This is a genomic window from Streptomyces sp. NPDC049585, assembly GCF_040675615.1.
GTDB lineage: Bacteria > Actinomycetota > Actinomycetes > Streptomycetales > Streptomycetaceae > Streptomyces > Streptomyces luteosporeus.
Map to the genome: position 1 here is coordinate 96,117 of NZ_JBFAPE010000014.1, position 25,664 is coordinate 121,780.

The following is a 25,664-nucleotide window of genomic DNA, read 5'->3' on the forward strand; positions in this document are numbered from 1 at the left end:
CGGCCCCGCGGGTCAGCCCGGCGTCACCGCACCCTCCGGCACCCCGAACCACGCCACCAGCGCCTCCGCCAGCCCGGCCGTCGACGCCGGCGCCTGCGTCCCCGCGTCGGCCGCCCAGGCCGTGAAGCCGTCCGGACGGACGAGGACCGCCGCCAGTTCCGGGCGGGACGGGCAGCCGGCCGTCAGGGTGTCGACGCGGCCGGCGTACCCCGCGGCGAGGGCCCGCAGGTCCGGGTCGTCGGTGAGGTCGAGCAGGAGCGCCCGGCCGCCGTGGAGGTGGTCCGCGAGGCGGCTGCCGTCGGTGAGTTCGAGGTCCGGGGTGCTGCGGCCGATCAGCGGGTGCTCGCCCGGCAGCTCGTACCGTACGCCCCCACCGTTGAGCCGCGCGGTGAGGTACGTGGTGCCCGCGACCGTCCCCGCCAGGTCGTCGACGATCGCGCGCAGGGCCCGGGACTGCGGGTCCGGGCGCATGGCCGCGACCTGGGAACGGGTCCAGTCCAGGACCCACGCACCGACCGGGTGCCGCTCGGAGGTGTACGTGTCCAGCAGCCCTTCCGGCGCCCGGCCGCCGATCACCGCGGCGAGCTTCCAGCCGAGGTTCATCGCGTCCCCGATGCCCAGGCTCAGGCCCTGGCTGCCGAACGCGGAGTGCACGTGCGCCGCGTCGCCCGCCAGCAGCACTCGGCCCTTGCGGTACTCGGTGACCTGGCGGGCGTGGTCGGTGAAGCGGGTCGCGGTCCGCACCTCGGTGATCGTGACGTCCACGCCGGACACGCGGCGCAGCCGCGCCTGCAGGTCCTCGGCGGTGACGGGCGCCTCCCGGTCGGCCGGCGGACCGTCGAACTCCACGGTGACGATGCGGCCCGGCATCGGCCCGTGGGCGTACACCCCGGTGTCCGTGGCGGTCCAGCCGACCTTCAGGTCCTCGGCGCCGGTCATCTCCACGACCGCCTGGTGACAGGTGATCTCCGGGTCCGTACCGGGAAATTCGAACCCCGCGAGCTTGCGGACCGTGCTGCGGCCGCCGTCGCAGCCCACGAGCCAGCCGGCGCGTATGTCCCCGTGGCCGGTCCGCACGGTGACGCCCTCGTCGTCCGCGTCGAAGCCGGTCAGTTCCACTCCCCGGCGCACCTCGACGCCGAGCTCGTCCGCCCGCCCGGCGAGCAGCCGCTCGATGTCCTGCTGCGCGACGAAAGCGATGTCGGCGGCGGGCCCGGCGTCCGCGAGACCCGGCTCCGTACGGTCGACGAGGTCGGCGCGCAGCATGATCCCGGCGAAGTGCCCCACGATCCCGAGCCCTTGGCCCGCGGCCTCGCCTCCGTCCCCGTCTCCGTCCCCGCCGTTGCGCTCCTGCACGAACGCCCGGAAGCGGTCCATCGCCTGCCGCTGGATCTCGGCCAGCGGGGGCAGCATGCCGCGCCGGTAGAGCGCCTCGGCGCTGGGCGTGGTGATCGCCCCGCCCTTGATCGTCGGGTTCACGTCGGTGAGGCGCTCCAGGACGGCCACCCGCGCGCCTGCGAGCCGGAGCTCGCAGGCCAGCATCAGTCCGACCGGGCCGCCTCCGGCCACCACTGCGTCATAGTCCATGGCGCCCACTATGACGGAGGGTCAGAGGAGCCAATTCACCGCCCTGACCAGCCACAACAGGCACCGTGACGTCAAGCCCTGCCGGATGTCGATGTGCTCCGTGATACTGGTCATCTCTGCATGGACAGGTCCAGTGCCGGGGGTCGTCGCATGGCCTCGTGAGGAGTGGGTGCTGCCGGAGCCGCACCTGGCGAAGATGTGGCGCCGGGCCGGGCGGGCGGGGCGGCTACGCAGGGCGGGACCTCGGGGAAGGCGGCGCCTGCTGTACGGCTACTTCCCCGAGGGGCCCTGTGAACCGAGTCAGACCTAGAGAATGCCGGTAACGTCCTGGACGCTGGTGGCGATACCCGTGAACGCATCGCTGACGAGTGCTGAGGCATTCGCGCCGAGGTCCGCGGCACTGGCTGTTGAGGCGGTGAACGCGACGAGTGCGACGGCTCCGACGATGACTGCGGCGATACGGCGCATGAACGACCTCTTCGAGTAGGTCCGTTGAATGGGCCGGATCTTCCCGGCCTTCCGGTTCCGCATGCGTGCCGTACCCGTGTGGGTACCGACGTATCGATCCCTCGCTCTGTTGTTCGCCCCTGCCCGGTCTCGGTCCGGAACCCGCCCACGCACTTGTCGCTCCTGTCGAACCGGGACCAGAACAGCCCAACACCTTCACTGGATTTCTAGGGCGTGTCCGGCGGATCTTCGTCACGCGCCACCACGGCGCCCCGTAAGGGGCGCGGGGAACTGCGCGACAAGCCACGACGTGCCCGCAGAGGGGGTGCCGCGCTTCGCCCCGGCGCGTCGACTGCGGGCCGTCGCCGGCCGATCGCGCCCACGCGGCGGCAGCCGCAGATCGACACCGCCCCGCGCCCCTACGGGCGGGGCACTGCGTGATCCGCCGGACACGCCCTAAGCCGGCGCCGTCGCGGGCGCCGGCCCGCCGCGCAGGGCCTCCCGGACCGCGGCCATGCCGCGCCGCGTGGCCTCGACGGCGCCCGTGGCGTCGTCCGGCGCCGGTGTTCGGCAGTCCCGGCAGATGGCCGCTTCCTGTGCCCGTACGACCCGGCCGCAGCCGCCCGCGCAGGTCAGCAGCGGTACGGGCGGCGGGGCCGCCTCCGCGGCCTCCGGCATCTTCCGTACGAGCCGGTTGCGCACCAGGCCCGCCACGGAGTGGATCTGCGCGGGCAGCCCGGCCGTCAGCGCCTCCCGCACCTCCGCCTGCGTCGCCCCGCGCTCCAGCCATTCGCCTGCCAGCGGCGCGAGTTGCCGGATCTCCCGCCCGCCCAGCCGCAGTCGGCGTTCCTCACGGGCAACGGACGCGAGCACGACCGCCCCGCGGTCGGCGAGCGGATGGTGGGGAGGGAGGGATGTTGTCTCCCTGGTCTTTTCAGGGGAGCGACCGACGGACGGGCGCTCTGGTCCACCGACTGCCGGTTTCTCGGTACTCGGTGACGCTGGTGCCGCCCACCCGTCCCGTACGGCCCGCGCCTCCTCGTCCGTCAGCGGGACGTTCGACACGAGCTGGAACGTCCCCCACCGCCCGCGCCGCCCCTGCGTGCGCCACTCGTGCACGTACCCCTCGGCCTTCAGCTCGTTCTTCGCGCGCTGGAAGGCGGTCGTCTTGATCCCGGCGCGCCGGGCCGTGTCGGAGAGCGGCGAGGTGCGCGCCTCGGCCGGCAGCGAGACGTGCCAGACGAGCAGGCGTACGGCGTCGGACGACAGCCGCGGGTTGCGCAGGATCTCGTTCGGAACCTGGGTGAAGGAACGCGTGGGAGCGATAACATGCGTGGGCATTTGCGGGAGGTCTCGTCTCCTTAGCGGGTGTAGACCCCCGGTCGCCGGTTGCAGCCAGCATCGGGGGTCGCTCCGTATACGGACGAAGCAACCCGATGGGCCGCAACGTACGGCAGACGCCCGCCCGGAAGCGCGCGTTCCGTCATTCCGACACCCGTACGGGTTGCGGGTCGACCAACGCACGCTCCCAGTGCTGCGTGTCCGCGTACTCCCGCATGCTGACGATCTTCCCGTCGCGTACGGCGAAGACACCGCTGTTCTTCTGCTGGTACGGCCGCCCGGTCCGGCCCGTCGCCCACGAATCCCACTCCACGAACACCTGCTCGCCCTCGCCGAAGATGTTCGTCACCCGCAGGCCGACCTCCCGCTCCGGGTCGAGGTGGGCGAAGGCGGTCGCCAGGAACCCGTTGATCACCTGCTCCCGCCCCTCCCACGTCCCCGAGATCGGCAGCTCACCCGCGTACCAGCAACTGCCGTCGGCAGCCCACGCGTTCCAGATCGCATCCTGGTCACCTGCCGCCAGCGCGGCGAAGTAGTCCCGTACGACGTCCTTGGGTTCGGTGCTTGTCATGCGACGAGTCAAGCAGCGCGCGCGACGCCGACCAAGAAGCGATCAGCACTCGCGGCGATCAGCAGTCGTGATCGTCACGCATGCGCGTACCGCTGGTGGAACCCCATCACCGTCGCCATCTCCACCGCCGTCGCCCGATCCCCCTCCCGCAGCGCCCGAGCCCGCTTCCGCTTGATCGCCCGGCACTCCTCGCAGGGGGAAGGCGCGGGGGCGGACGCGTACGCGGCCAGCGCGGCCGTCAGCAGTTCGGCCTCGTAGCCGGTGAGCGGATCGTGAATGGACAGGTACACCTGCCCGTCGACGGGCGGCTGCGGTACGACCTGCACGCTGCAACCGTGCGCCTGGAACGCGTCGGCGAGTTCACGAGCGGTACGGGCGGCGGCATGACGGATGTTGTCGTGTGAGGACATGGGTGGGGGTACCTCGGTCGTGGGGTGTGTGTCTCCGTTCCGGTTCTCAGCATCGCGCTGTGGGGCTACGCTCACCAGGGGTAACGGTTTTCGGTTTTCCAACTCGAAAACAGGTGGCACGGTGCCTGCACCCAAGGAACTCGACCCTTCCCGCTCCCTCCCCGCCCTCTACGGGGCGAAGCTGCGCAAACTGCGCATCATGGCGGGTCTCACCCAGCGCGAACTCGGCGCGCTCGTACCGATTGCGCACAGCCGCATTGCGCAATTCGAGCTGGGGAACGAGACGCCCCCGCGGCACGTTTCGGATCGCCTGGACGAGGTCCTTGGGGCGGACGGCGACCTCAAGGACTTGTGGCAGCACGCGAGTCGGTTTCCACCTACGGATGCGTATCGCAGGTACAAGCAATACGAGGCGCGGGCTTCGGCGCTGCACCAGTACCTTGCGCACTGCGTGCCTGGCCAGCTGCAGACGGAAGACTACGCGCGTGAGCTGATGACAGAGGCTCTGCCGTGGTGCACGCCTGCGGAAATCGAGGAGCGAGTAGCTGCGCGAATGGCGCGGAAGAGCATCCTCACGAAGGAAAATCCGCCCTTGGTGTGGTCCATCCTTGACGAGGCAGCGCTCCGGCGTCCGGTGGGCGGACCGACGGGTATGCGGAAACAGCTTGCGTACCTGCTGGAGTGGTGCGCGGCGCCCAACATCGAGTGCCAGGTGTTGCCGTTCGCGTCAGGCTGTCACGCCGCGATGGGCGGATCCTTGACCGTTCTGTCCTTCAGTAACGCACCAGACTTGGTGTATCTCGAAGGCGGACCAGGCTTGACCGAAATGGTCACCGACCGGCAGAAGGTGGCCGAGCAATCGCGCATGTACGACTCGGTGCATGCTGCGGCGCTGCCACCGGCCGAGTCGTTCAAGTGGATCGAAAAGGTAATGGAGGAGTACGACAGATGCGAGCTGACCTGATGCCTGCCGTCTGGAGGAAATCGACGTACAGCGCCGGGCAAGAGGACTGTGTTGAGGTAGCGGTCCTTTGGCGCAAGTCGACGTACAGCTCCGGACAGGAAGCGTGCGTCGAAGTCGCCGACAACATACCCACCGGCGCCGCCCCCGCCGTCATCCCCGTGCGCGACAGCAAGAACCCCGCAGGCCCCGCCCTCCTCATCCCGGTCGGGGCCTGGTCCGCGTTCGTGGGTGCGCTCAAGGCGGGCGGCCCCCGGTAACCTACGGCGGGTCTTGCCAGTCGATCACGGGGACTCCACCTTGTCCGTACCGCCGCAATACCCGCAGCACCAGCAGCCGTACCCGCAGCAGCCCTACGGGCAGCAGCCGTACCCGCACCCGCAGCAGCCCTACGGGCAACCGTACGGCCAGCCGATGCCGCAACCGCCCGCCCCGCCCCGCCGGCCGCAGGCCAGCCCGTTGCGCGGGCTGATAACCGCCGTCGTCCTCCTGGCGATATTCGGCGGCGGCGCCTGGTACGTGTACGACTACAACACCAACCCCAATGGCGGGAAGGCCAAGAAGGAGGCCGAGCGGACCGCCAAGGTCGACGAGGCCAAGAAGCACCAGCCGCAGCGCGGCGACTGCGTGAAGATCGAGCACCCGGACAACGATCCGTTGCCGACGATCGTCGACTGCGGCTCGCCCGAGGCGCAGTACAAGATGGGCGAAACGCTGCTGGGTGCCGACAAGCACTGCGGCCCGGAGTACGCCATCGGCCTCCGTACCGTGGGTCGCTTCAGCAACTCCACGATGTGCTTCACGAAGGTCTAAACCGCGCCCAAGTGCGCCAGCACACCCCGCATCGCCCGCCGCACCACCGCGCGTGATTCGTCCGTCACGTCGCGCGTCTCGAAGCCGTGGTGGGCGTGCGGGGCGTCGATGATTTCGAGGTTCGCGCCGCAGTCCTTCGCTGCGGCGACGAACTCCTCCACCGTGGCGGCGATTTCCGGCATCTCCAGGCCCACCCGCGTGAGGAGAAACGGCAGCCGGCCCGCGCGGGCGATCACCGATGCCGGGCGGAATCGGTCGCCCACCAAGCCCCAGTTCGGCAGAGGCGCGAGGATCGGGTACGTGGCGGCGACGCATCGCAGCCACTCCGGCGGTGCGGCCAGCCAGTCGGCCGTCATCGGCCCGCCGCCGGAGAAGAACCACAGCCCCACCCGGTCGCCGTCGACGCGCGGGTCGGCCCGTACGAGGGCGACCGCGGCGGCGACGTCCGCGGCGGCGCGTTCGTAGTCGCCGACGTCGTGGAGGCGGTGGTCGAGGGTGACGCCGACGACGCCCTGTTCCGCTGCGTACCGGCCGTACCCCACGAACGTCGGCCAGTCGCGCGGCGTGGGCTGCGCCCCGGCCGGTACCGGGCCGCCGTGGACGAAGACGATCGCGGGCAGCGGACCGTCGGCGCCCGGCGGCAGGTACAGGTCGACGTTGCCGTGCCGCTCGTGCGGCACCTCGGGTACGTCGAGCAGGAACGGCCGCAGGTGGGTGGGCGATTCACCGCCCGCGGCCGGCTTGAGCCGGTGACCCTCGCCGGCGGCGGCGCTCAGCAGGACGTCCGCGAGTTCGTCCGGGCGGGACAGCATCGGCCAGTGGCCCGTGGCGAGTTCGAAGAAGCTGACGCGCGGGTCGGTGAGGGCCTGCAGGGCCGGGTCGCCGAGTCCCACGAGCATCTGCAGCATCTCGATGCTCGTGCCGCTGCCCGTGCACAGCACCCCCGTCGTGGGGACGGCGGCCACGGCACCCGTCAGCCGCAGCGGCTGCAGCAACGTGCCCACCGGCTGCTCCGTGGCGAGGGCGGTGAGGCGGTCGAGGGCGGCGGCCGGGACGCCCTCCGTGCTGCCCCAGCGCTGCCACTCGGCGCCGGTGGCCGGGGGAGGGAGTGCACCGGCGGTCTCGGTCAGGTGCCGGGACAGCTCCTGGTCGGGGACGGCGGCCACGGCCGGTACGCCGTCGCGGGGCATGCCGGAGTCCACGTACACGATGCGGGCGATGCGATCGGCGCGGCGGTCGGCGGCGCCGACGGCGGGGTGGATGCCGTAGTCGTGTCCTGCCAGCACGATCTGCTGCTCGGAGGCGGGATCGATCGCATCTATTGCAGTCAGGACGGCCGTGATGTCGGCCTCCAGGTCCGGGCCGGCCAGTACCGGCGTGTGCACCTCGGCGCCGGCGGCGGTCAGGCGGGCGGCGGTGGCCTCCCACACGTGGGGGCCGGTGAAGAGGCCCGGGACCAGGATGAATGCGGTGGTGGTCATGGCAGTTACGTTAGGAACTCCCCTTGGTGGAGGTTCAAGTGTTCACGTCGCAGGACGGATCGCGGGACGGATCGCAGGACGGTGCGCAGGACGGTGCGCAGGACGGCCTGTGCAGCATCGGTGAGCTCGCGCAGTCGGCCGGCGTCACCGTCAAGACCGTCCGCTTCTACTCCGACCGCGGCCTGTTGCCGGAGGCGTGCCGCAGTGCCGGGGGACACCGCCGGTACGGGCCGGAGGCGGCGGACCGGCTGCGCCTGATCCGTTCCCTGCGGGCCCTGGGGCTGCCGGTGCCGGACGTGCGGCGGGTCCTCGACGAGGAGGCGGCGGGGGAGCGGGCGCTGGAGGACGCGGTCGCCGGGCAGTTGCGCGAGGTCGCCTCCGGCCTGAAGGCGCTGCGCTGGCGGGAGGCGGGGCTGCGGCTGGTGCAGGAGTGTCCGCCGGGGGAACGGGCGGAGCGGCTGCGGCTGGTGGGGGCGGTGACGGCGGCGCCGAGCACCGACGTGCTGGTGCGGTTCTGGCGTGCGTGGCTGCCGGCGCGGATGCCGGCCGGGGCGGCGGCGCAGTTCCTGGAGGCGGCGGTGCCGCAGCCGCCCGACGAACCGGCGCCGGGGCAGGTTTTGGCGTTCGCCCGGTTGTGCGCCCTGGTGGCCGCGCCGTGTACCGGTGGTGCACCGCCGCAGCCGCACGCACACCATGAGGCCGGTGCCCGTGGGGCGGCGGTGCTGTACGGGGGGCTGGCCGAGGCGTACGAACTGGCGGCCGTCGCCCTCCGGCGGAACCGGGCGCCGCAGCCCGGGGAGGCGCTGGACTGCTTCGTCGCCGCGTACGCGAGCGCGTACGGCACGCGCGACAGCGCGGGGTTCCGCCGGCGGCTGGCCGGGCAGCTGGGGTCCGATCCGCGGCTCGACCGCTACTGGGAGCTGGTGGCCGAGGTCGTCACGCCGCCCGGCGGGCGGCCGGAGCCGACCGCCGGGGTCGCGCACGACTGGCTGCTGGCGGCCCTCACCGCTCCTGCGGCTGCTCCTGCGGCTGCTCCTGCGGGGCGGGGATCAGGGGCGGGTTGAGGCGGGCGAAGGCGGCCTGGCGCTCGTAGGGGAAGTACGGGTACGGGGCGGGGCGGTGGCTCGCGGCGTCGAGCCGCGCGACCTGCTCGGGCGTGAGGGACCAGCCGACGGCACCGAGGTTCTGGCGCAGCTGCTCCTCGTTGCGGGCGCCGATGAGGACGGTGGCGACGGTGGGGCGCTGCAGCAGCCAGTTGAGGGCGATCTGCGGCACGGCCTTGCCGGTCTCCTCGGCGATCTCGTCCAGCACGTCGACGACGCGGTACAGGTGCTCGTCGTCGACCGGCGGGCCGTAGTCGGCGGTCGTGTGCAGCCGGCTGTCGGCGGGCAGCGGCGTACCGCGGCGGATCTTCCCCGTCAGCCGGCCCCAGCCGAGCGGGCTCCAGACGATGGCGCCGAGGCCCTGGTCGGCGGCGAGCGGCATCAGCTCCCACTCGTAGTCGCGGCCGATGAGGGAGTAGTAGACCTGCTGGGCGACGTAGCGGGGGTGGCCGTGCCGGTCGGCGGCGGCGAGGGACTTCATCGTCTGCCAGCCGGAGAAGTTGGAGACGCCGGTGTAGCGGACCTTGCCCGCGCGGACGAGGGCGTCGAGGGTGCCCTGCACCTCCTCGACCGGGGTGCCGGCGTCGAAGGCGTGCAGCTGCAGCAGGTCGATGTAGTCGGTGTCGAGCCGGCGCAGGGCGGAGTCGACGGCCGCGACGAGGCGGGAGCGCGAGGTGCCGGCGTCGAGGGGGCCGTCGCCGAGGGGCAGGCCGGTCTTGGTGGAGACGATCACCTGGTCGCGGCGGCCCTTGATCGCCTGGCCGAGGACCTCCTCGGAGGTGCCGGCGGAGTAGACGTCGGCGGTGTCGAACATGTTCACGCCGGCCTCCAGGCAGATGTCGACGAGGCGCCGCGCCTCGTCGCCGGCGACCGTGCCCCAGGCGCTGAAGAGCGGCCCCTGCCCGCCGAAGGTGCCGGCGCCGAAGCTGAGCGCGGGGACGAGGAGTCCGGAAGCGCCGAGTCGCCTGTATTCCATGGCCATGTGAATCCCTCCCTGGTTAACGGGTCTATAGTCCCGTTAGGAAGGAAGATAGCAGGGTCGAAGCGTTAATGGAACAGGAGTCCCGTTATGAAGGGTGAGAAGGGTGAGGCCGGGGTCGAGCCGGGAACCGTACGGCCGGGAGGGCGTACGGCACGGGTGCGGGAAGCAGTGCTGCGCGCCGCCGAGGACGCCCTCACCGAGACGGGCTTCGCCCGCCTCGACCTCACCGACGTCGCCCGCCGCGCCGGCGTCGGCAAGACGACGGTCTACCGCCGCTGGGGCACCACCGCCGGCCTCGTCGCCGACCTCCTGCAGGACATGGCGGACCAGTCCGTATCGCGCACGGAGACCGGCACCCTCGGCGGCGACCTGCGCGCCAACGCCGACCTCGTCCGCCGCACCCTGACCGACCCCCGCCAAGGACCCCTGTTCAAGGCCCTGATCACGGCCGCGACCTGCGACGAGAAGGCGGCGGAGGCCCTCCACCGCTTCTACGAACGACGGGTCGGGGAATGGGCCCCCTGCGTCGAACGGGCCGTGCAGCGCGGCGAACTCCCCGCCGGCACGGACCCCCGGGAAGTCGTCCGCGCCGTCTCCGCACCCCTCTACTACCGCCTCCTGACGACCCCGACCCCGCCCGACGAGGCCGCGGCGACGCGCGCCGCCGCGGCGGCGGAGGCGGCGGCACGGGCGGGGGCGTATGTGCGGGAATCCCCTCGGGATCCCCTTCAGGATTCCCTTCGGGATTCCCTTAGGGGGCGGGACGCCGAGAATCCACCTTGCTCGTGATCACTCATGCCCGGCGGGCCGCATAAGTTGATGGGGCATCAGCTCGCACGCTCCGAGAAAGGCCCGGGTGCCCCATGCTTCCGTCCGGCAAAACCGCTGTTGTCGCCGCCCTGCTCGCCGGCGCCGTCCTGCCCCAGGCAGTGGCGGCACCGGCCCACGCGGCCCCGGCCCACGCGGCCCCGGCCCACGCGGCCACGCCGCGCACGACCGCCCTCCAGCAGGCCCTCGACGCGACGGTGGCGGCCGGCGTGCCCGGCGCGGTCGTCGAGGTACGGGAGGGGCGCAAGGTGTGGAGCGGGACGAGCGGGGTTGCGCAGCTCGGCAGCGGGCGGCAGGTGAAGGCCGGGGACCGCTTCCGCGCGGGGAGCGTCACCAAGAGCTTCGTCGCCACGGTCGTCCTGCAACTCGTCGAGGAGGGAAAGCTCCGCCTCGACGACCCCGTCGAGCGCCACCTGCCCGGACTGGTGCCGGCCGGCACGCACGGCGAGCGCGTCACGGTACGGCAGTTGCTGAACCACACCAGCGGACTGCCGGACTTCCTGACCGACGTCCTGCTGCAGAAGCCCGACGCGATACGGACCCTGAAGACCGCCGACTACACGCCGCGTGAGCTGGTGGCACTGGCCGTGGAAAAGGGCTGGAAGTTCGACCCCGGCGCGCAGGGGGCGTGGGGATACTCCAACACCAACTACGTCGTGCTCGGCCTGATGGTGGAACGCCTCACCGGGCACTCACTGGGCCAGGAGCTCAACCGCCGGATCATCCACCCCCTGCACCTCACTGGCACCTCCTTCCCCACCACCCCGCAGCTCCCCGGCCCCCACCTGAACGGCTACGAATGGCTCGACGGTGCTACGGCCACCCCCACCGACCTCACGGAATTCAGCCCCGCGACCATCTGGAGCGCCGGCACGCTGATCTCCACCACCCACGACCTCAACAGCTTCTACCGAGCCCTGGCGGACGGAAAACTGCTGCCGCCGCACCTGCTGCGCGAGATGCACACCATGCAGTCCATGGGCCCCGACCGCGCGGGCCGCTCCTACGGCCTGGGCCTGGAGGGCACCATCAACTACTGCGGCAAGGAAGCCCCGGTATGGGGCCACAGCGGCAGCGTGGCGGGCTACAACACGTTCAGCTTCACGACGGCGGACGGCAAGCGACAGGTCACCCTCGCACTCAACAGGAACTTCACGAAGTCGAAGGAGGCGGACGCAGCCGCCGTGCGAGTGCTGAGCACGGCACTCTGCGGCGACCAGGACTTCTCGCGCCCGAACGGTTCGCAGGGCAGGTGATTGATCGGTGATCGTCAGGCCGGGACAGGCGTACGCGACAGGGCGGTACGCAGCGCGAAGACACCGAGCAGGGCGCCCGACGCGAACCGCTGCGCGGTCATCACGCGAGGCCGGGCGGCCAGAAACCCCGACACGCGTGCTGCGCCCAGCATGATCAGAGCGTTCACGGAGATCCCCACGACGATCTGCACACCACCGAGCTGGAGCAGTTGCGCCCAGTTCGGGCCCGCCTGCGGATCCATGAACTGAGGCAGAAGAGCCGCGTACATGAGAGCGATCTTTGGGTTGAGCAGGTTGGTCAGGAGCCCCATCGAGAACAGGCGGACATCGGAGACCGGAGCCAGATCCCGGGCCGGTGCGAACGGCGAGCGGCCACCGGGCTTGAGCATGCCCCAGGCCAGGTAGGCGAGATAGGCGGCCCCGGCGAGCTTGACCACCGTGAACGCCAGCGGCACGGCCGCGAACAACGCGGACAGACCCGCGGCCGCGGCCAGCAGGTAGCACACGAACCCCACGGCGGTCCCGCTCAGACTGACCAGCCCCGCCCTGCGGCCCTGGGTGATCGCCCGAGAGGCGAGGTGGATCATGTTCGGTCCCGGAGTCAGGGCCATGCCAAGTTCGACCAGGGCCACTCCCCCTACTGCGGCCGGACCGATCACCAGTCAACTCCTCATCGCTTGCCGGGCACCTGATGCCCGGAGGGTGGGGCGACGCCCGTCTGCGAGGCATCGGCAACGCCTGCGCCAGGATACGGCCCCGCCGTCCGGCGTCTCCGCGCCCCCTGTGCGCCACCACGGCGCCCCGTCAGGGGCGCGGGGAACTGCGCGACAAGCCACGATGCGCCCGCGGACGGAGTGCTGCGCCCGGCCCCGGGGGGGGGACCTCGGCTGCAGGCCGCCGGTGGCCGATCGCGCCCACGCGGCGACAGCCGTGCCGGGCGCGACCGGGCGGGTAGGCCGTGTCCGGCGGATCACCCAGTGCCCCGCAAGGGGCGCGGGGCGGTGTCGATATGCGGCTGCCGCCGCGTGGGCGCGACAAGCCACGACGCGGCCGCGGATTGCCCGGACCCCGGGGTGGCGTGTCAGCTGCGGGCCGTCGCCGGCTGATCGCGCAGTTCCCCGCGCCCCTACGGGGCGCCGTGGTGGCGCGTGACGGAGGTCCGCCGGACACGGCCTAGCCGCAGTCGCCCAGGAACACGCCCGAGTCAGCGATGGAGTACGTCTCGTACAGCGTGATCAGCTCCATCGGAATGGTCAGCAGGCTGAACCACACGCAGACGAAGGCCACCGCCCCCGGCCACCGCTGCCAGAGCGGGACGTTGTCCCGCCGGTGGATCCACCTGCCCACCAGCACGCAGGCGACCACGGCCCCCACGCCCAGGATCAGCCCGAGCCATGCGGCGACGTAATCGGACACGGGGAAGGGCATGTGCCGGCATGCGAACTGCTGCTTCCAGGACCAGTCGTTCTCGATGTCCTGCGCGTGCAGGGAACTGACGGCCCCGGCCACGGTCAACGCGGGCACCAGGAGCCCGGTGAAGACCGTGCCGGGCGTAACCAGGCGGCTAGCCACAGTCGCCGAGGATCGAGCCGGTGTGGAGGGGGTGGTACGTGGCATAGAGGGTGGACAGCTCCAGCAGGATCGTCACGACGTTGGGCAGGACGCCGACGAAAGCCACCAGCCCGCGCTTGGTCTCCCACATCCGCACGCCGTACCGGCGGCGAATCCACCTGGCGAGCATCACGCAGACGACGACCGCCGATACGCCGAGCGCCGGCCCTGCCCACGCGGCGATGAATTCCGCCTTCGGAGCGGGCATGTGCCGGCATGCCGCCTGCTGCCGGTGGACCCAATCGCGGTGAATGTTCTGCACCTGCCACGAGGTCACCACACCGACAATGGTCGCGACCGGCACCCATAGCGCGGCGAGGACCATGCCGGGCGCGACCGGGCGCCTGTCGGCGGTAGGGGCCGGGGCGGCGGGGGAGGGGGAGGTAGCCATCAGTACCAATTCGGGTGGGGGCGGACGATGTGGATGCGCTGCTCGCCGTCGTTCCTGGAGGCGATATGGGCCCGGCTTTCCAGGCTGACATTCCGCCATGAGCTGGTGTGTTGCGTCAGCTTGATATCGCCGTCGGGCGTGACCGAGGTGACGACGGCGGCGTGATAGGTCTGGCCTTGTGGCTCACTGGCTCCTGGCGCCACCTGCTCATAGAAGATGACGTCGCCCGGGCGTGCCTCCGACCTCGGGATCTCTTCGCCGCCATTGCGCACCAGGAAGCTGTGGAGATCTTTGGCCAGTGCCCAGGAGCGCGAGTAGTACAACCGCTTGTCGAGGTCCCCCCACCCCGTGCCGCTCTCCCGGCCCCAGGTGTTGTCGCCCATGGGACCCGACCAGGAGTCGAACTTTTTCTTCATGCCGCCGGCTTCGAGTGAGGAGGACACGAAGTTCGCGCAGTTGCTGTCGAACTCGACGTCGTCGCCCTTGTTCCAGTGGTCCAGCGCGTACCGCACCATCTCCACCCGGTCGATCTTGCCGTCCGGGCCCCTGAGCTCCCGTCCCACCTCCGCGGGCAGGCCCTTGAGGTCGGCCAGGGTCACCGGATCCGCCCGCATCAGGGCTTTCTGCTGGTCGGGGGTCAGGCCGTCCCACCAGGTGCGGACCAGGTGGGGGTCCTTGCCCGACGGGATGCTGGCTCTGATCATGTCGAACTCGACGTGCGACGCCTCGACCTCGAGCTCGTTGTGGGCTCTGCTCGTGTTGGCCACGTTGATCGTCGTCGCCAGCTTGGCCAGTTCGGCCGAGGCCTTCGTGTCGGCCTGCGTCGCCTGGCGCAACGATTCTTCTATCAGGGCGTTGACTTCGGCTATGTGCGCCAAGTCCTTCGCATAGTCGTCGCGCACGTTCTGCGGCACGTTGGGGCCCGTCGGGGCGGCGGTGGAGTAGGGGCCTACGGCTCGGCCGTCCTGGATGTGCAGGCCGTACTCGTTCGCCAGCTCCACCGCGTGGAAGAGCGTGCGCTGGGACCATTCCATCGCGTACGCCAGGCCGTCGAGCACCATGGCCACGCCCTTGATGATGTCGCCGCCGGCCTCCAGGCGGTTGGCGATGTCCTCCAGGCGCTTGCCGGCCTTCTTTCCCGTGGCGTCGGCCCAGTGGTCGTCGAGGGGCTTCTTGCCCTGGGCGCGGATGTCCTCGGAGGCGGTCATGGAGCGCCGGGAGAGGGCCACCCAGTCGTCGGCGGCCTTTTTCCACTGGTCGACGCGGCAGGTGTACAGGTCGTGAAAGGAGACCATCGCCCCGTCACTTCCCCGCGAAGTCGGAGAGGGCGTGGTGGAGCCGGGACATGGCGTCCTTGGCCTGGAGGTCGGTGGTGTCGTAGGCGTTGGCGGAGCTGTGGAGGTTCTCCGCCATGGTGTTCATCTGCTTCGCCAGGTCGACCATGTGGTTCTCCCAGGCGGTCGCGCATTGCTTGAGGGCTGCGGCGGAGGTCCAGCCGTGGTGGCCGTCGGCGGCCGTGTCGCTGGAGTCCAGGGAGTGGCCGAGGTTCTCCAGCGCCGTTTCGGCGGCCGTGCGGGTGCCGCCGGCGCCCTGGCGGACGTAGGTCGTCCCGACGTTTATGTTCGCGTTCGTGGTCATCGATTCCCCCCTGAGTGGCCGCAAACCGCAATAGCCTACGGCGCGCCCAGGGGGATCGAGCGTCAGTTCAGTTCATGGCCGCCGCGAACATGCCGGGCTCGTAGGAGCCTCCCTTCTGGTGGACGAGGACGGCCAGGCGGTTGGCGGCGTTGATGAGGGCCACCAGGGCGATCAGGGCGGCGAGCTGGTCGTCGTCGTAGTGTTCGCGGGCGCGGGCCCAGGTCTCGTCGGAGACGCCCTCGTGGGCGTCGGCGAGGCGGGTGCCCTCTTCGGCGAAGGCCAGGGCGGCCCGCTCGGGCTCGGTGAACACCGTGGACTCGCGCCAGGCCGCGACCAGGCTCAGCCGGACCGCCGTTTCACCGTCGGCCACGGCGTCCTTGGTGTGCAGGTCGACGCACCAGCCGCAGCCGTTGATCTGGCTGGCGCGCAGCGACACGAGGTGCTGCGTGGACATCGGCAGCGGCGACTGCTGAATGAGCATGCCCGCGTTGGCGAAGCGCTTGACGAACTTGCTGCCGAACTCGTTCTCGAACATGTTGAACCGGGTGGTGTCCATAACGGCGTCCTCACTCGTAACTCGTAACTCGTGCTCGTGCACTGGGTGACCACAAGATGCCGACGGGCCGTTTTCTGTGACGGGAAGTGGGTGTGGGCCATGTCACCGGCCCCCGGTGTCACAGGACCGCCCCGGCCGGCGTCTTGTGCGCGTGACACCAACAACCGACCCCGCCACCGAGGCCTTCGTCGCCCACCGGAACCTGCTGTTCACCGTCGCCTACGAGATGCTCGGCTCGGCCGCCGACGCCGAGGACGTCCTGCAGGAGACCTGGCTGCGGTGGGCGGACGTCGACCTCGGCGCGGTCCGCGACCGGCGCGCGTACCTCGTGCGCATCACCACCCGCCAGGCGCTCAGCCGGCTGCGCGCGCTGGGCCGGCGCAAGGAGTCCTATGTCGGCTCCTGGCTGCCCGAGCCGCTGCTGACCGCCCCGGACGTGGCCGAGGACGTCGAGCTGGCCGACAGCGTCTCGATGGCGATGATGCTCGTCCTGGAGACGCTCGCGCCGACCGAGCGGGCGGTGTTCGTCCTGCGCGAGGTGTTCGACCTGGGGTACGACGAGATCGCCGAGGCCGTCGACAAGACCCCGGCCGCCGTCCGCCAGATCGCGCACCGCGCGCGGGCGCACGTGGCGGCGCGCCGGCCGCGCGGCGTGGTGAGCCGGAACGAGACCGAGCACGCGCTCGACGCGTTCCGGCAGGCGACCGAGACGGGCGATCTGCAGCGCCTGCTGGACATCCTCGCGCCGGACGTCGTCCTCCTCGGCGACGGCGGCGGCATCAAGAAGGCCGTCCTGCGGCCGGTCACGGGGGCCGACAAGGTCAGCCGTCTGCTGATCGGCGGGCTGGGCAAGGTCGCCGGCCGGGTCGCGATGCGGTCGGCGCAGGTCAACGGCCACCCGGCACTGGTCATGTCCCTCGACGGTGCCATCGACACCGTGCTGGCGGTGCGCTTCGACGACGGCCTCATCTCCGGGCTGTACGCCGTGCGCAACCCCGAGAAGCTCTCGCACGTGGAGCGGGAGACCGCCCTGATGCGTCAGCTGCGCGATCCGATGTATCCGATGTAACCGTCGGGGCGTACGACGACGCGCGTGCCGGCCGAGGCGTCGTACGCCGCGTGCGCGTGGCCGTCGTGGTCGACGACGTACGGGCCGGGGGGCGCGGTGTCGCCCGGGCGCAGCACCGCGTACGCGTGGGGGCCGTCGGGGGCCGGGGCGTCGCCGAAGGTCAGGCGGGTCGGGTGCGGGCCCCGGTAGAGGTCGAAGAGCCGGATCCGCCGGCCGTCCGGGTCGGTGACGGGCGCGTCGGGCGCGCGGTCGCCGGCGACGATACGGCCCTCGGACGCGCGGTAGGTGACGTCCAGCTGGCGGGTGTGTTCGCCGCGTTCGAACGCGTCCTCGGACTTGTCCTGGTAGCGCTGCAGCAGCTCCGAGGAGATGCCCAGGACGCGCGCCGCCGTCGCGCGCCGCTCGATCTCGTACGTGTCGAGGAGGACGGGCGAGCCGTCGGCGAGTTTCCAGCCGAGGTTGTAGGCGTCCTGCACACCGGTGTTGAGGCCCTGGCCGCCGGTGGGCGGGTGCGCGTGCGCGGCGTCGCCGGCGAGGAAGACGCGCCCCATGCGGTAGCGCTCGGCCAGGCGCGCGTTGGGCCGCCAGATGCTCGACCAGGCGGGGCGGCTCAGCCGGATGCCCCCGACGAACCCGTCGAGGATCTCCTGCAGGGTCTCCAGGGGCGCTTCGGTGACGCCCTCGGGCAGCGGCGCGTGGTACTGGAAGAGCCGGTCCGCGCCGGGCAGCGGGCTCAGGTGGACGCCGCGCATGGGGTCCGAGGCACGGGCGAACCAGTGGCCCCAGTCGTGGTCCAGGTCGTCCGCCGCCACGTCCGCGATCAGCATGCGCGTCGCCTCGTCCGTCGTTCCGGGGAAGGCGATGCCGAGCGCCTTGCGGACGGTGCTGCTCGCCCCGTCGGCGCCCACGAGGTAGGCGGCGCGCACGGTCTCGCCGGTCGACAGGCGGGCGGTCACCCCGTCCGCGTCCTGGGCGAAGTCGACGAGGGCGGTGCCGAGTTCGACCCGTACGCCGAGGCCGGCGAGCCGGTCCCGCAGGACGGCCTCCGTCTGCGACTGCCCGAGGACCCAGGGGTTCGGGTACGGCACGTCGGGGGTCGGGGCCGCGGGCTCGACCATCCGCCGGTCCATGACGTGGGCCCCGTCGAGGTGGATGCGCGTCGCCCGCACCGGGCAGCCCTGCCGGAGCACCGCGTCGAGGACGCCGAGGTCCTCGAAGGCCTCGAGCGTGCGCGGCTGGAGCGTGTCCCCGCGCGAGCCGGCGAAGTGCCGGTCCGCCTTGTCGACGATGCGGACGGCGAGGCCGCGCCGGGCGAGGTCGACGGCCAGGGTGAGGCCGGTCGGGCCGGCTCCTGCGATGAGCGTGTGCATGGGGATCCCCTCAAAAAGTGAATGGTGGTTCACTGAATCTGAATTCATCTTCAGTGTTGATACCGTTCCCGTCAAGGGAGGTGCCGTGAAGCGCAAGGAGAGGGCGGCGGAGACCGAGGCCGCACTGAAGGCCGCGGCGAAGCGCGTGTTCGCCGAACGCGGCTACCTGGCCACGAAGATCACCGACATCACCGCGGAGGCCGGCCGCGCCGCGGGCTCCTTCTACAACCACTTCGGCAGCAAGGAAGCGCTGCTGGAGGCGCTCATGGCCGACATGGCGGCCGAGTCCGACACGGTGGCCGCCGAACCGGGGCACCTGAAGGACTTCACCGACCCCGAGGCCGTGCGCCAGCACGTCGCGGCGTACATCGCCCACTACCGCGAACACGTCGTCACGATCCGCGCCGTGCAGCAGGCGGCGCTCGTCAACGAGGAGTTCGCCGCCACCGTGGACCGCCGCGCGGCCGCCGAGGCGGACGACATCCTCGACCACGTCACGGCCGTGACGGACGCCGGCCGCACCCTGCCGGGGCCGCCGGAGCTGGCCGTCCGCATGGCGTTCGGGCTGGTCCACACGTTCCTGCAGAGCTGGCGGCACCAGTTCGACGCCCTCAGCGACGACGAGGTGACCGAGGCGCTGACCCGCTTCGTCTACCGCGGCCTGAACGGGCGCGACTACGCGTAGGCGCCCGCAGAGGGCGCGGCACGGTACTTCCTCCGCGGGTGCGTCGTGGTTGCTCGCGCCCACGCGGCGGCAGCCGCAGATCGGCACTGCCCCGCGCCCCTGACGGGGCACTGCCCCGCGCCCCTGACGGGGCGCAGCACGGTACTTCGTCCGCGGGTGCGTCGTGGTTGCTCCTGCAGTTCCCCGCGCCCCTGCGGGGCGCTGCGAGTCCTACGCCAGGAGGCGTTGGGCGGCCTGTTCCATCACCTGTGCGCGGGTGCGCGGGCCGTGGTCGGCGGCGACGAGGTGGTTGCCGATCCACAGGGAGAAGGAGATCAGGCAGCGGACCTCGACCTCCTCCGCGTCCGGGCAGAAGTCGCCGTAGAGCTCCCGCAGGTAGGCCATGCGCCGGTTGTCGCAGCGGCGCAGGCGGCGGGCCACCGCCTCGTCGCGCCGGGCCCAGTCGCGGATCGCGAGGTCGGTGGTGACGTCGGAGGTCAGTCCGTCGGCGGACGAGGCGATGGCCGTGAGCCGCTGGAGCTTGGTGCGGGCGTCCCCGCCGTCCGCCTCGACGCGTTCGATGATCTCGTCGGTGACCTCGCGCTCCCAGGCGTCGAGCATTTCGTCGAGGAGCGCGTCGCGGTTGCGGAAGTACCCGTAGAAGCCGCCCTTGCTGACGCCGAGCGCCTGGGCGAGCGACTCGATCCGTACGGCGTCCGGGCCGCCGGCGGACAGTGCCTCCAGGCCCGCCTCGATCCACTTGCCGCGCGGCGTGCGGGCCACGGCCATGGTTGTGTCTCCCCTCACTGCCCCTGCATCTATACGGCACCGTACAGACGCGCCTACCCTCGATTTATACGCCACCGTATACATGGGGGTTGCTCATGAAAAAGCTTGCGAAACAGCTCATGAAACTGCCCAGAACCTCTCACACTTCCCGCCCCCTGCGGATCCACGGGATCGCCGGCGACTTCCACCTGGAGGACGTGTGGGACCTGCCCACCCCGGGCGGCCCCGACGACCTGCCCCGCCTCGTGCGGCTGTTCACCGAGGGCGAGCTGATGGACGGCACCTCGGGCGCCGCCCGCCTGCTCTTCGCGATCCGCTGGAAGCTCGGCAAGCTGTTCGGCTGGGACGAGCCCGGCGCCGGCCTCGGCACCCGGGTGCCCACCCTGCGGCACCGCCTGCCGGCCGACCTGCGTGACACCGTGCCGGACGCCGTCCTCGGGGCCGGCGGATTCCGCCCCCTGTACGCGACGCACGACGAATGGGCGGCCGAAATGGCCAACAGCACCGTGCACGGCATCCTGCACCTGAGCTGGGTCCCGGTCCCGGGCGGCGGCCACCGCGGCCGGATGGCCGTACTGGTCAGGCCGAACGGCCTGTTCGGCACCTGCTACATGGCGGCCATCAAGCCGTTCCGGTACGCGGTGGTGTACCCCGCCCTCCTGCGCGCGATCGGCCGCGAGTGGAAGCGGCAGGAGCAGGCCCCGCCGGGGGATCAGGCGGCCCTGCGGAACGTCCGCCGGTAGGCCCCCGGCGACACGCCGATCGTGGCGTGCAGGTGGTGGCGCAGGGTGGCATCCGTACCGAAGCCGGTGCGCTCGGCGATGCGGCCCACCGGCAGGTCGCTGGTCTCCAGCAGGTGCCGGGCCAGATCGGTGCGCTGCTGCACCAGCCACTGGCCCGGGCTCATGCCGACCTCGGCGCGGAAGCGGCGGGTGAACGTCCGCCGGCTCATCCCGGCATGCCGGGCCAGGTCGGCGAGCTGCAGGGGCTCGTGGAGGCGCTCCAGGGCCCAGGCGCGCGTCGCGGAGGTGCTGGCGGTCGTACCGGCCGGCACCGGGCGCTCCACGTACTGCGCCTGCCCACCCTCCCGCTGCGGCGGGATGACGCACAGGCGCGCCACCATGTTGGCCACCGCGCTGCCGTGGTCCTTGCGGATCAGGTGCAGGATCAGGTCGATGCCGGACGCCGCGCCCGCCGACGTCAGGACGCGGTCGGCGTCCACGAACAGCACGTCGGCGTCCAGGTCGACCCGCGGGTAGTGCCGCCGGAAGTGCTCGGCGTGGAACCAGTGCGTGGCCGCGGGCCGGTCCTCCAGCAGGCCGAGGGCCGCCAGCAGGAACGTGGAGACGCAGATGCCGACGATGCGGGCGTCCGGCCGGATCAGGGCCATCGCCTCCGCCACCGGCTCCGGCAGCGCCGCCCGGTGCGTGATCTCCGTGAACTCCTCGGCGCCGGGGACGACCACCGTGTCCGCGCTGGGCAGGACGTCCGCCGCGGCGTGCCCGACGTTGATCGTGTAGTCCGAGGCCGTACGGACGGGCCCGCCGTCCAGCGAGCAGGTGAGCACCTCGTACAGCGGCCGGCCCGCGGCGTCCCGGGCGACGCCGAAGAGCCGTCCGGGCAGGCTGAGCTCGAACGGAATGACGCCGTCCAGCGCCAGGACCACCACACGATGCATGGCCCAATGTTTGCACATCATGGCCCCCGGGCCACTGTCCCGGCGTGCGCCGGCCGGAGAGGCTGGGCACCATGAGCAAGATGAAGGCGATCAGCCAGAACACGTACGGCGGCCCCGAGGTCGTGGAGCAGATCGAGACCGACCGCCCCGTCCCGGGCCCCTCCGAGGTGCTCGTCCGCGTCCGCGCGGCGGGCATGAACCCCACCGACTGGAAGCACCGCCAGGGCGCCGGCTTCCTCGACCGGCTGCCCCTCGTCCTGGGCTGGGACGTCTCCGGCGTCGTCGAGGAGGTGGGCTGGGGCGTCACCCTCCACCAGCCCGGCGACGAGGTCTTCGGCATGCTCCCGTACCCGTACGGCGTGGGGTCCTTCGCCGAGTACGTGGTCGCCCCCGCCCGGGCGCTGGTCCGCAAGCCCGAGACCATCGACCACGTCCAGGCCGGCGCCATCCCGCTGGCCGCACTCACCGCGTACCAGGTGCTCGTCGACGCGGCGGACGTCCGCCCGGGGCAGCGCGTCCTGATCCACGCCGCGGCGGGCGGCGTCGGCCACTTCGCCGTCCAGATCGCCAAGGCGCGCGGTGCGTACGTCATCGGCACGGCGAGCGCCCCCAAGCACGCGCTGCTGCGCGAGCTGGGCGCCGACGAGGTCATCGACTACCGCACCGAGGACTTCACGGCGATCGAGCCGGTCGACGTCGTCTTCGACACCATCGGCAACGAGACCGCCACCCGGTCGGTCGAGGTGCTCAAGCCGGGCGGCCAGCTGGTCAACATCGCCATCCGCGACTTCCCCGAGGACCTCGCCGAGAAGGCCGCCGCCCGCGGCGCCCGCGCCTACCCCCTCCTCGTCGAGGCCGACCAGGAGGGCATGCGCGCCATCGCCGACCTGGTGCGCGAGGGCAGGCTCAAGGCCGTCGTCGAGGCCACCTTCCCGCTGGAGGACGCCGCGAAGGCGCATGCGCTGGGCGACACGAACCGGGTCACGGGGAAGCTCGTGCTGACGGTTTCCTGAGCTCGTCCTCGGCTCCCCTTCTGATTTCGGCAATTGCCGCCGCCCCGACCCCCTCCGCTCGCTAGCGTTGCCGTCCATCGCGGTGGGGGAACGGGGGAGGGGCCGTGGAGTACGAGGAGGGGGCCGCGCCATGGTCGGCCGAGTCGCGTGACGAGGTGCTCGCCGGCCGGACGCACTGCAACGTCGCCATGGCGCTCCACGAGGTGCGCGACCGGCTGACGCCCGAGGGAGTGGGCCCGGTCGGCAGCGAGGTGTTCGTACGGGTCTACATGGCCGCGTACTACTACCTCGCCCGGTACTTCCACCTCCCCGAGGCGAAACGCGAGTGGGACCGCCACGCCGGCTGGTTCCTCTTCGGTCTCGTGCACGCGGCGGATCCCCGGCTCGTGCCGGAGGCGATACGCGAGGTGCTCGACCAGCACACGCAGGCCGTGGTCCCCGCGTACGAGACCGTGCATGCCGTCGGCAGTGCCCTGCTGTTGAGCAGCGAGAGGGACGGGTTCGACGAAGGCGTCTTCGCGAGCGCTGTCCTCGTCGCCTGGGCGCGCGAGGAGGCCCGGGGCACGCCGTCCGAGCCCTCCATCACCTTCACCATGGGCTCCGCCCTGGTGGCCGCGGCCCGCTGCAAGGACGCTCCCCCGGAATCGAGGGAGGAGGGCATTCGCCACATGCGCGAGGCCCTCGCCGCCCTGCCCGCCGGTGACCCGTTCCACGCGCTGATGCTGACCGAGCTCCGGCGGACGCTGGCAGGGCAGCCGCCGGCCACGCATCCCGACGGCAGCCCCGAAGCCGAGATCACCACTTACATACGGGACGGCGGCCGGGAGCGGCTGGACAGGGCCGTCGACCTTTTGCGGACGATCGCCGACGCGCCCACGACCGGGGAGCAGGAGCGCTCGCGGCGCCGCGCCGAACTGGGGCAGGCGCTGCGGATCCGCTTCGAGCTGACGGGCGAACTGGCCGACCTCGACGCGTCGATCGCCGAGCTGGAGGCCGTCCTGGCGGCGGGAATCCCCGACCCGGAGACACGGGCCTCCGCCTCCTCCTTCCTGGGCGTCGCCCACCTCGCCCGATACATCCAACTGCAGGAACCCCCCGACCTGGAGGCGGCCACCCGGGCCGCACGGGACGCGTGCGACGACCCGGCGACCGCCGCCTCGCCCGCCCACCCTCAGCGGCTCACCAACCGGGCCTCCGTCCTGACCATGCGCTACCGCGTCACCGGCGACCTCGCCGACATCGACCGGGCCGTCGGCGACCTGGCGTTCGCGGTGCAGGCCACACCGCCCTCCCAGCACGACCACCCCGTGATGGTCATCAAGCTGGCCGTCGCCCTCGAGGAACGAGCCGTGCGCACGGGGGACGTCGAGAGCCTCGACGCCGCCGAGAAGCTCCTGCGGCCCCTGGTCGGCACCCCCGCGGACACCGGCCGCCACCAGCTGCTGGCCCGGATGGAACTGGGCGACGTCCTGTTCGTACGGGCGCGGATGACGGGCGACGCCAGCGCACTCGCCGCCGCGATCGACCAGTACGAGGCCATCGCGCGGGCGTCCGCCCAGGACATCCGCAGCCGGCTGATATGTGCCCGCCGGTGGGCCACGGCAGCCCTCGAACTCGGCGCCCTGGAAGTCGCTCGCACCGCCCTCGGCGTGGCGCTGGCCGAACTCCTGCCCAAGCTGGCCGGGCGGGCCCTCGGCCGGGAGTCGCAGGAGGCGCGCCTGCGCGAGCAGCCCCCTCTGGCCACCACGGTCGCGACCGTCTCGCTCATGGCCGGAGAGACGCGAGAGGCACTCGTCCGCCTGGAACAGGGCCGTGGCGTCCTGCTGGCCCAGGCGCTCCAGCTGCGCGGCCGGCAGGACGAGCTCAGGGCCGCGTCCCGCCCGCTCGCCGACCGCTTCGAGCAGGTCTGTGCCGAACTCGTCGCCCCGCACCGCAGCCCCGAGGAGCGCCGGAAGGCGGCGGGCGACTTCGACGCGCTGGTGGAGAAGATCCGCGCCCTGCCTGGTACGGAGGACTTCCAAAGGCCGCCGACCTGGGAAAAGTTGAGGGAAGCGGCGGCACACGGGCCGGTCGCCGTGATCAATGTGTCCCCGCCGGGCTGCTTCGCCCTCCTGCTGACACCCACTGCCGACGGGGGCGCACTCGACCACCTGCCCCTGAAGGTCACGGCGGGCGACATCGCCACCCACGCCGAGACCTTCCGCACCGCTGTCGCCGCGCTCGCCGACCCGTCCACCCCCGGCCCGGAGCGGTACCGGCACGACGTCGCCATGAAGGCCACCCTGCGCTGGCTCGGCACCCACATCGCCGGCCCCGTCCTTAACCGCCTCCGTCCCGGCCACCAGCCGCCGCCGCGGCTGTGGTGGTGCCCGACCGGCGTCCTGTCCCTGCTGCCGCTGCACGCGGCGGTGCTCGAGGACGGTGCCTACGTCCACGACCGGGTCGTCTCCTCGTACGTACCGACCCTCGGCTCCCTGCTCCACGCCCGCTCCCGGCCGGCACCGGAGCCCGGACGGGCCTCACTCGTCGCGGTCGCCGTGGACGCCGGACCGTACCCGCGCCTGCACTCCCTGGACGCGGAACTGGCCGCCGCGAGCGCCCTGCAGGGCCCGCGCGACACCTTGCGCGACACCGACGCCACGCCCGAAGCCGTACGCGCCGCCCTGCGCACCCACACCCACGCGCACCTCGCCTGCCACGGCGTACGGGACCCGGACGCCCCCTCCCGCAGCAGGCTCCTGCTGCACGGCGGCGAACTCACCCTGCGCGAACTGGCCGCCGAACGGCTGCCGGACGCCGAATTCGCCTACCTGTCGGCCTGCCACAGCGCGGCCACCGGAGAGGAACTCGCCGACGAGGTCCTCTCCGTGGCCTCCGCCTTCCAGCTGTGCGGCTACCGGCACGTCATCGGCAGCCTGTGGACCGTGACCGACGCCATGGGCCCCCTGCTCGCCGGCGAGGTCTACCGCAACCTCGCGGCACCGGACGCGCCCGGCCCGGCCCACGCGCTGCACCGGGCGGTCGGGGCCCTGCGCACCCACGACGACTACAACGACCCGCTGTTCTGGGCCTCGGTCGTCCACAGCGGACCCTGAAAGACGAGGC

General features: G+C 71.9%; 27 protein-coding genes. 11 read left to right on the plus strand and 16 right to left on the minus strand.

Annotated elements, in window-relative coordinates:
* Positions 1–12: 12 nt before the first annotated feature.
* From AB0K17_RS16920 to AB0K17_RS16940, 5 genes are all read right to left on the minus strand, one after another.
* Positions 13–1,587: an FAD-dependent monooxygenase gene (locus tag AB0K17_RS16920; protein ID WP_365983357.1), complete on the minus strand. Its 1,575-nt coding sequence runs from the start codon at positions 1,585–1,587 to the stop codon at positions 13–15.
* A gap of 306 nt (positions 1,588–1,893) precedes the next feature.
* The gene (locus tag AB0K17_RS16925; protein ID WP_365983358.1) at positions 1,894–2,055 is read right to left on the minus strand and encodes a hypothetical protein; all 162 of its coding nucleotides are present in this window, start codon (positions 2,053–2,055) and stop codon (positions 1,894–1,896) included.
* Between the two features lie 435 nt (positions 2,056–2,490).
* The gene (locus tag AB0K17_RS16930; RefSeq protein ID WP_365983359.1) at positions 2,491–3,375 is read right to left on the minus strand and encodes a hypothetical protein; all 885 of its coding nucleotides are present in this window, start codon (positions 3,373–3,375) and stop codon (positions 2,491–2,493) included.
* Positions 3,376–3,517: 142 nt separating this feature from the next.
* Entirely contained in the window at positions 3,518–3,946 is a 429-nt protein-coding gene (locus AB0K17_RS16935; protein ID WP_365983360.1) for a nuclear transport factor 2 family protein, read from the minus strand.
* 74 nt (positions 3,947–4,020) lie between these two features.
* Complete coding sequence (locus AB0K17_RS16940; RefSeq protein WP_365983361.1) at positions 4,021–4,356, minus strand: hypothetical protein; 336 nt, start codon at positions 4,354–4,356, stop codon at positions 4,021–4,023.
* Between the two features lie 121 nt (positions 4,357–4,477).
* On the opposite strand from AB0K17_RS16940, the gene AB0K17_RS16945 reads away from it, so the two are divergent.
* The 3 genes from AB0K17_RS16945 to AB0K17_RS16955 are packed head-to-tail and all read left to right on the plus strand — an operon-like array spanning position 4,478 to position 6,130.
* A complete protein-coding gene (locus tag AB0K17_RS16945; RefSeq protein ID WP_365983362.1) occupies positions 4,478–5,320 on the plus strand; it encodes a helix-turn-helix transcriptional regulator in 843 nt (280 codons plus the stop codon).
* A complete protein-coding gene (locus AB0K17_RS16950; protein ID WP_365983363.1) occupies positions 5,305–5,577 on the plus strand; it encodes a DUF397 domain-containing protein in 273 nt (90 codons plus the stop codon). Before AB0K17_RS16945 ends, AB0K17_RS16950 begins: the two co-directional genes overlap by 16 nt.
* Positions 5,578–5,617: 40 nt before the next feature.
* The gene (locus tag AB0K17_RS16955; protein ID WP_365983364.1) at positions 5,618–6,130 is read left to right on the plus strand and encodes a hypothetical protein; all 513 of its coding nucleotides are present in this window, start codon (positions 5,618–5,620) and stop codon (positions 6,128–6,130) included.
* On the opposite strand, the gene AB0K17_RS16960 is transcribed toward AB0K17_RS16955, so the two are convergent.
* Complete coding sequence (locus AB0K17_RS16960; protein WP_365983365.1) at positions 6,127–7,611, minus strand: alpha/beta hydrolase; 1,485 nt, start codon at positions 7,609–7,611, stop codon at positions 6,127–6,129. The two genes, AB0K17_RS16955 and AB0K17_RS16960, sit on opposite strands and share 4 nt — an antisense overlap.
* Before the next feature lie 107 nt (positions 7,612–7,718).
* Between AB0K17_RS16960 and AB0K17_RS16965 the strand changes: the two genes are divergently transcribed.
* Complete coding sequence (locus AB0K17_RS16965; RefSeq protein WP_365983398.1) at positions 7,719–8,675, plus strand: MerR family transcriptional regulator; 957 nt, start codon at positions 7,719–7,721, stop codon at positions 8,673–8,675.
* Here AB0K17_RS16965 and AB0K17_RS16970 read toward each other — a convergent pair.
* Positions 8,614–9,690: an aldo/keto reductase gene (locus AB0K17_RS16970; RefSeq protein ID WP_365983399.1), complete on the minus strand. Its 1,077-nt coding sequence runs from the start codon at positions 9,688–9,690 to the stop codon at positions 8,614–8,616. The two genes, AB0K17_RS16965 and AB0K17_RS16970, sit on opposite strands and share 62 nt — an antisense overlap.
* Positions 9,691–9,783: 93 nt before the next feature.
* Between AB0K17_RS16970 and AB0K17_RS16975 the strand changes: the two genes are divergently transcribed.
* Both AB0K17_RS16975 and AB0K17_RS16980 read left to right on the plus strand, forming a co-directional pair.
* Entirely contained in the window at positions 9,784–10,485 is a 702-nt protein-coding gene (locus tag AB0K17_RS16975; RefSeq protein WP_365983366.1) for a TetR/AcrR family transcriptional regulator, read from the plus strand.
* A 74-nt stretch (positions 10,486–10,559) separates the two neighbouring features.
* Positions 10,560–11,780, plus strand: a complete 1,221-nt coding sequence (locus AB0K17_RS16980; protein WP_365983367.1) for a serine hydrolase domain-containing protein — start codon at positions 10,560–10,562, stop codon at positions 11,778–11,780.
* Positions 11,781–11,794: 14 nt separating this feature from the next.
* Here the strand turns inward: AB0K17_RS16980 and AB0K17_RS16985 are convergent, their stop codons facing one another.
* The 6 genes from AB0K17_RS16985 to AB0K17_RS17010 form a co-directional block, all read right to left on the minus strand.
* The gene (locus tag AB0K17_RS16985) at positions 11,795–12,439 is read right to left on the minus strand and encodes a LysE family translocator (RefSeq protein WP_365983368.1); all 645 of its coding nucleotides are present in this window, start codon (positions 12,437–12,439) and stop codon (positions 11,795–11,797) included.
* 514 nt (positions 12,440–12,953) lie between these two features.
* Positions 12,954–13,352, minus strand: coding sequence for a hypothetical protein (locus AB0K17_RS16990; RefSeq protein ID WP_365983369.1), 399 nt, complete (start codon positions 13,350–13,352; stop codon positions 12,954–12,956).
* Complete coding sequence (locus AB0K17_RS16995) at positions 13,345–13,716, minus strand: hypothetical protein (RefSeq protein WP_365983370.1); 372 nt, start codon at positions 13,714–13,716, stop codon at positions 13,345–13,347. Before AB0K17_RS16995 ends, AB0K17_RS16990 begins: the two co-directional genes overlap by 8 nt.
* Positions 13,717–13,781: 65 nt before the next feature.
* The gene (locus tag AB0K17_RS17000; RefSeq protein ID WP_365983371.1) at positions 13,782–15,077 is read right to left on the minus strand and encodes an amidase domain-containing protein; all 1,296 of its coding nucleotides are present in this window, start codon (positions 15,075–15,077) and stop codon (positions 13,782–13,784) included.
* 7 nt (positions 15,078–15,084) lie between these two features.
* The gene (locus AB0K17_RS17005; protein ID WP_365983372.1) at positions 15,085–15,420 is read right to left on the minus strand and encodes a type VII secretion target; all 336 of its coding nucleotides are present in this window, start codon (positions 15,418–15,420) and stop codon (positions 15,085–15,087) included.
* A 67-nt stretch (positions 15,421–15,487) separates the two neighbouring features.
* The gene (locus AB0K17_RS17010; RefSeq protein ID WP_365983373.1) at positions 15,488–15,976 is read right to left on the minus strand and encodes a carboxymuconolactone decarboxylase family protein; all 489 of its coding nucleotides are present in this window, start codon (positions 15,974–15,976) and stop codon (positions 15,488–15,490) included.
* Between the two features lie 151 nt (positions 15,977–16,127).
* Between AB0K17_RS17010 and AB0K17_RS17015 the strand changes: the two genes are divergently transcribed.
* The gene (locus AB0K17_RS17015) at positions 16,128–17,045 is read left to right on the plus strand and encodes an RNA polymerase sigma-70 factor (RefSeq protein ID WP_365969784.1); all 918 of its coding nucleotides are present in this window, start codon (positions 16,128–16,130) and stop codon (positions 17,043–17,045) included.
* Here the strand turns inward: AB0K17_RS17015 and AB0K17_RS17020 are convergent.
* The gene (locus AB0K17_RS17020; RefSeq protein ID WP_365983374.1) at positions 17,015–18,415 is read right to left on the minus strand and encodes an FAD-dependent monooxygenase; all 1,401 of its coding nucleotides are present in this window, start codon (positions 18,413–18,415) and stop codon (positions 17,015–17,017) included. The genes AB0K17_RS17015 and AB0K17_RS17020 overlap by 31 nt on opposite strands.
* An 85-nt stretch (positions 18,416–18,500) precedes the next feature.
* Between AB0K17_RS17020 and AB0K17_RS17025 the strand changes: the two genes are divergently transcribed.
* Entirely contained in the window at positions 18,501–19,100 is a 600-nt protein-coding gene (locus AB0K17_RS17025; RefSeq protein WP_365969782.1) for a TetR/AcrR family transcriptional regulator, read from the plus strand.
* A 210-nt stretch (positions 19,101–19,310) separates the two neighbouring features.
* Here AB0K17_RS17025 and AB0K17_RS17030 read toward each other — a convergent pair whose 3' ends face one another.
* Entirely contained in the window at positions 19,311–19,868 is a 558-nt protein-coding gene (locus tag AB0K17_RS17030) for a helix-turn-helix domain-containing protein (RefSeq protein ID WP_365969781.1), read from the minus strand.
* 119 nt (positions 19,869–19,987) lie between these two features.
* Between AB0K17_RS17030 and AB0K17_RS17035 the strand changes: the two genes are divergently transcribed.
* Positions 19,988–20,611 carry a DUF2867 domain-containing protein gene (locus tag AB0K17_RS17035; protein WP_365983375.1) on the plus strand — a complete coding sequence of 208 codons (624 nt, stop codon included), beginning with the start codon at positions 19,988–19,990 and terminating at the stop codon, positions 20,609–20,611.
* On the opposite strand, the gene AB0K17_RS17040 is transcribed toward AB0K17_RS17035, so the two are convergent.
* Positions 20,581–21,546: a helix-turn-helix domain-containing protein gene (locus tag AB0K17_RS17040; RefSeq protein ID WP_365983376.1), complete on the minus strand. Its 966-nt coding sequence runs from the start codon at positions 21,544–21,546 to the stop codon at positions 20,581–20,583. The two genes, AB0K17_RS17035 and AB0K17_RS17040, sit on opposite strands and share 31 nt — an antisense overlap.
* An 80-nt stretch (positions 21,547–21,626) precedes the next feature.
* On the opposite strand from AB0K17_RS17040, the gene AB0K17_RS17045 reads away from it, so the two are divergent.
* Positions 21,627–22,559 (plus strand): NADP-dependent oxidoreductase, encoded by a 933-nt coding sequence (locus AB0K17_RS17045; protein WP_365969804.1) that lies wholly within the window; start codon positions 21,627–21,629, stop codon positions 22,557–22,559.
* A gap of 104 nt (positions 22,560–22,663) precedes the next feature.
* Complete coding sequence (locus AB0K17_RS17050) at positions 22,664–25,654, plus strand: CHAT domain-containing protein (protein WP_365983377.1); 2,991 nt, start codon at positions 22,664–22,666, stop codon at positions 25,652–25,654.
* Positions 25,655–25,664: the final 10 nt, after the last annotated feature.

Bases quoted from the DNA above. Each gene is read 5' to 3' on its own strand.
- AB0K17_RS16920 (WP_365983357.1), bottom strand. From the start codon at position 1,587: ATGGACTATGACGCAGTGGTGGCCGGAGGCGGCCCGGTCGGACTGATG.
- AB0K17_RS16925 (WP_365983358.1), bottom strand. From the start codon at position 2,055: ATGCGCCGTATCGCCGCAGTCATCGTCGGAGCCGTCGCACTCGTCGCG.
- AB0K17_RS16930 (WP_365983359.1), bottom strand. From the start codon at position 3,375: ATGCCCACGCATGTTATCGCTCCCACGCGTTCCTTCACCCAGGTTCCG.
- AB0K17_RS16935 (WP_365983360.1), bottom strand. From the start codon at position 3,946: ATGACAAGCACCGAACCCAAGGACGTCGTACGGGACTACTTCGCCGCG.
- AB0K17_RS16940 (WP_365983361.1), bottom strand. From the start codon at position 4,356: ATGTCCTCACACGACAACATCCGTCATGCCGCCGCCCGTACCGCTCGT.
- AB0K17_RS16950 (WP_365983363.1), top strand. From the start codon at position 5,305: ATGCGAGCTGACCTGATGCCTGCCGTCTGGAGGAAATCGACGTACAGC.
- AB0K17_RS16960 (WP_365983365.1), bottom strand. From the start codon at position 7,611: ATGACCACCACCGCATTCATCCTGGTCCCGGGCCTCTTCACCGGCCCC.
- AB0K17_RS16970 (WP_365983399.1), bottom strand. From the start codon at position 9,690: ATGGAATACAGGCGACTCGGCGCTTCCGGACTCCTCGTCCCCGCGCTC.
- AB0K17_RS16975 (WP_365983366.1), top strand. From the start codon at position 9,784: ATGAAGGGTGAGAAGGGTGAGGCCGGGGTCGAGCCGGGAACCGTACGG.
- AB0K17_RS16980 (WP_365983367.1), top strand. From the start codon at position 10,560: ATGCTTCCGTCCGGCAAAACCGCTGTTGTCGCCGCCCTGCTCGCCGGC.
- AB0K17_RS16995 (WP_365983370.1), bottom strand. From the start codon at position 13,716: ATGGTCCTCGCCGCGCTATGGGTGCCGGTCGCGACCATTGTCGGTGTG.
- AB0K17_RS17000 (WP_365983371.1), bottom strand. From the start codon at position 15,077: ATGGTCTCCTTTCACGACCTGTACACCTGCCGCGTCGACCAGTGGAAA.
- AB0K17_RS17005 (WP_365983372.1), bottom strand. From the start codon at position 15,420: ATGACCACGAACGCGAACATAAACGTCGGGACGACCTACGTCCGCCAG.
- AB0K17_RS17010 (WP_365983373.1), bottom strand. From the start codon at position 15,976: ATGGACACCACCCGGTTCAACATGTTCGAGAACGAGTTCGGCAGCAAG.
- AB0K17_RS17020 (WP_365983374.1), bottom strand. From the start codon at position 18,415: ATGCACACGCTCATCGCAGGAGCCGGCCCGACCGGCCTCACCCTGGCC.
- AB0K17_RS17030 (WP_365969781.1), bottom strand. From the start codon at position 19,868: ATGGCCGTGGCCCGCACGCCGCGCGGCAAGTGGATCGAGGCGGGCCTG.
- AB0K17_RS17035 (WP_365983375.1), top strand. From the start codon at position 19,988: ATGAAACTGCCCAGAACCTCTCACACTTCCCGCCCCCTGCGGATCCAC.
- AB0K17_RS17040 (WP_365983376.1), bottom strand. From the start codon at position 21,546: ATGCATCGTGTGGTGGTCCTGGCGCTGGACGGCGTCATTCCGTTCGAG.
- AB0K17_RS17045 (WP_365969804.1), top strand. From the start codon at position 21,627: ATGAAGGCGATCAGCCAGAACACGTACGGCGGCCCCGAGGTCGTGGAG.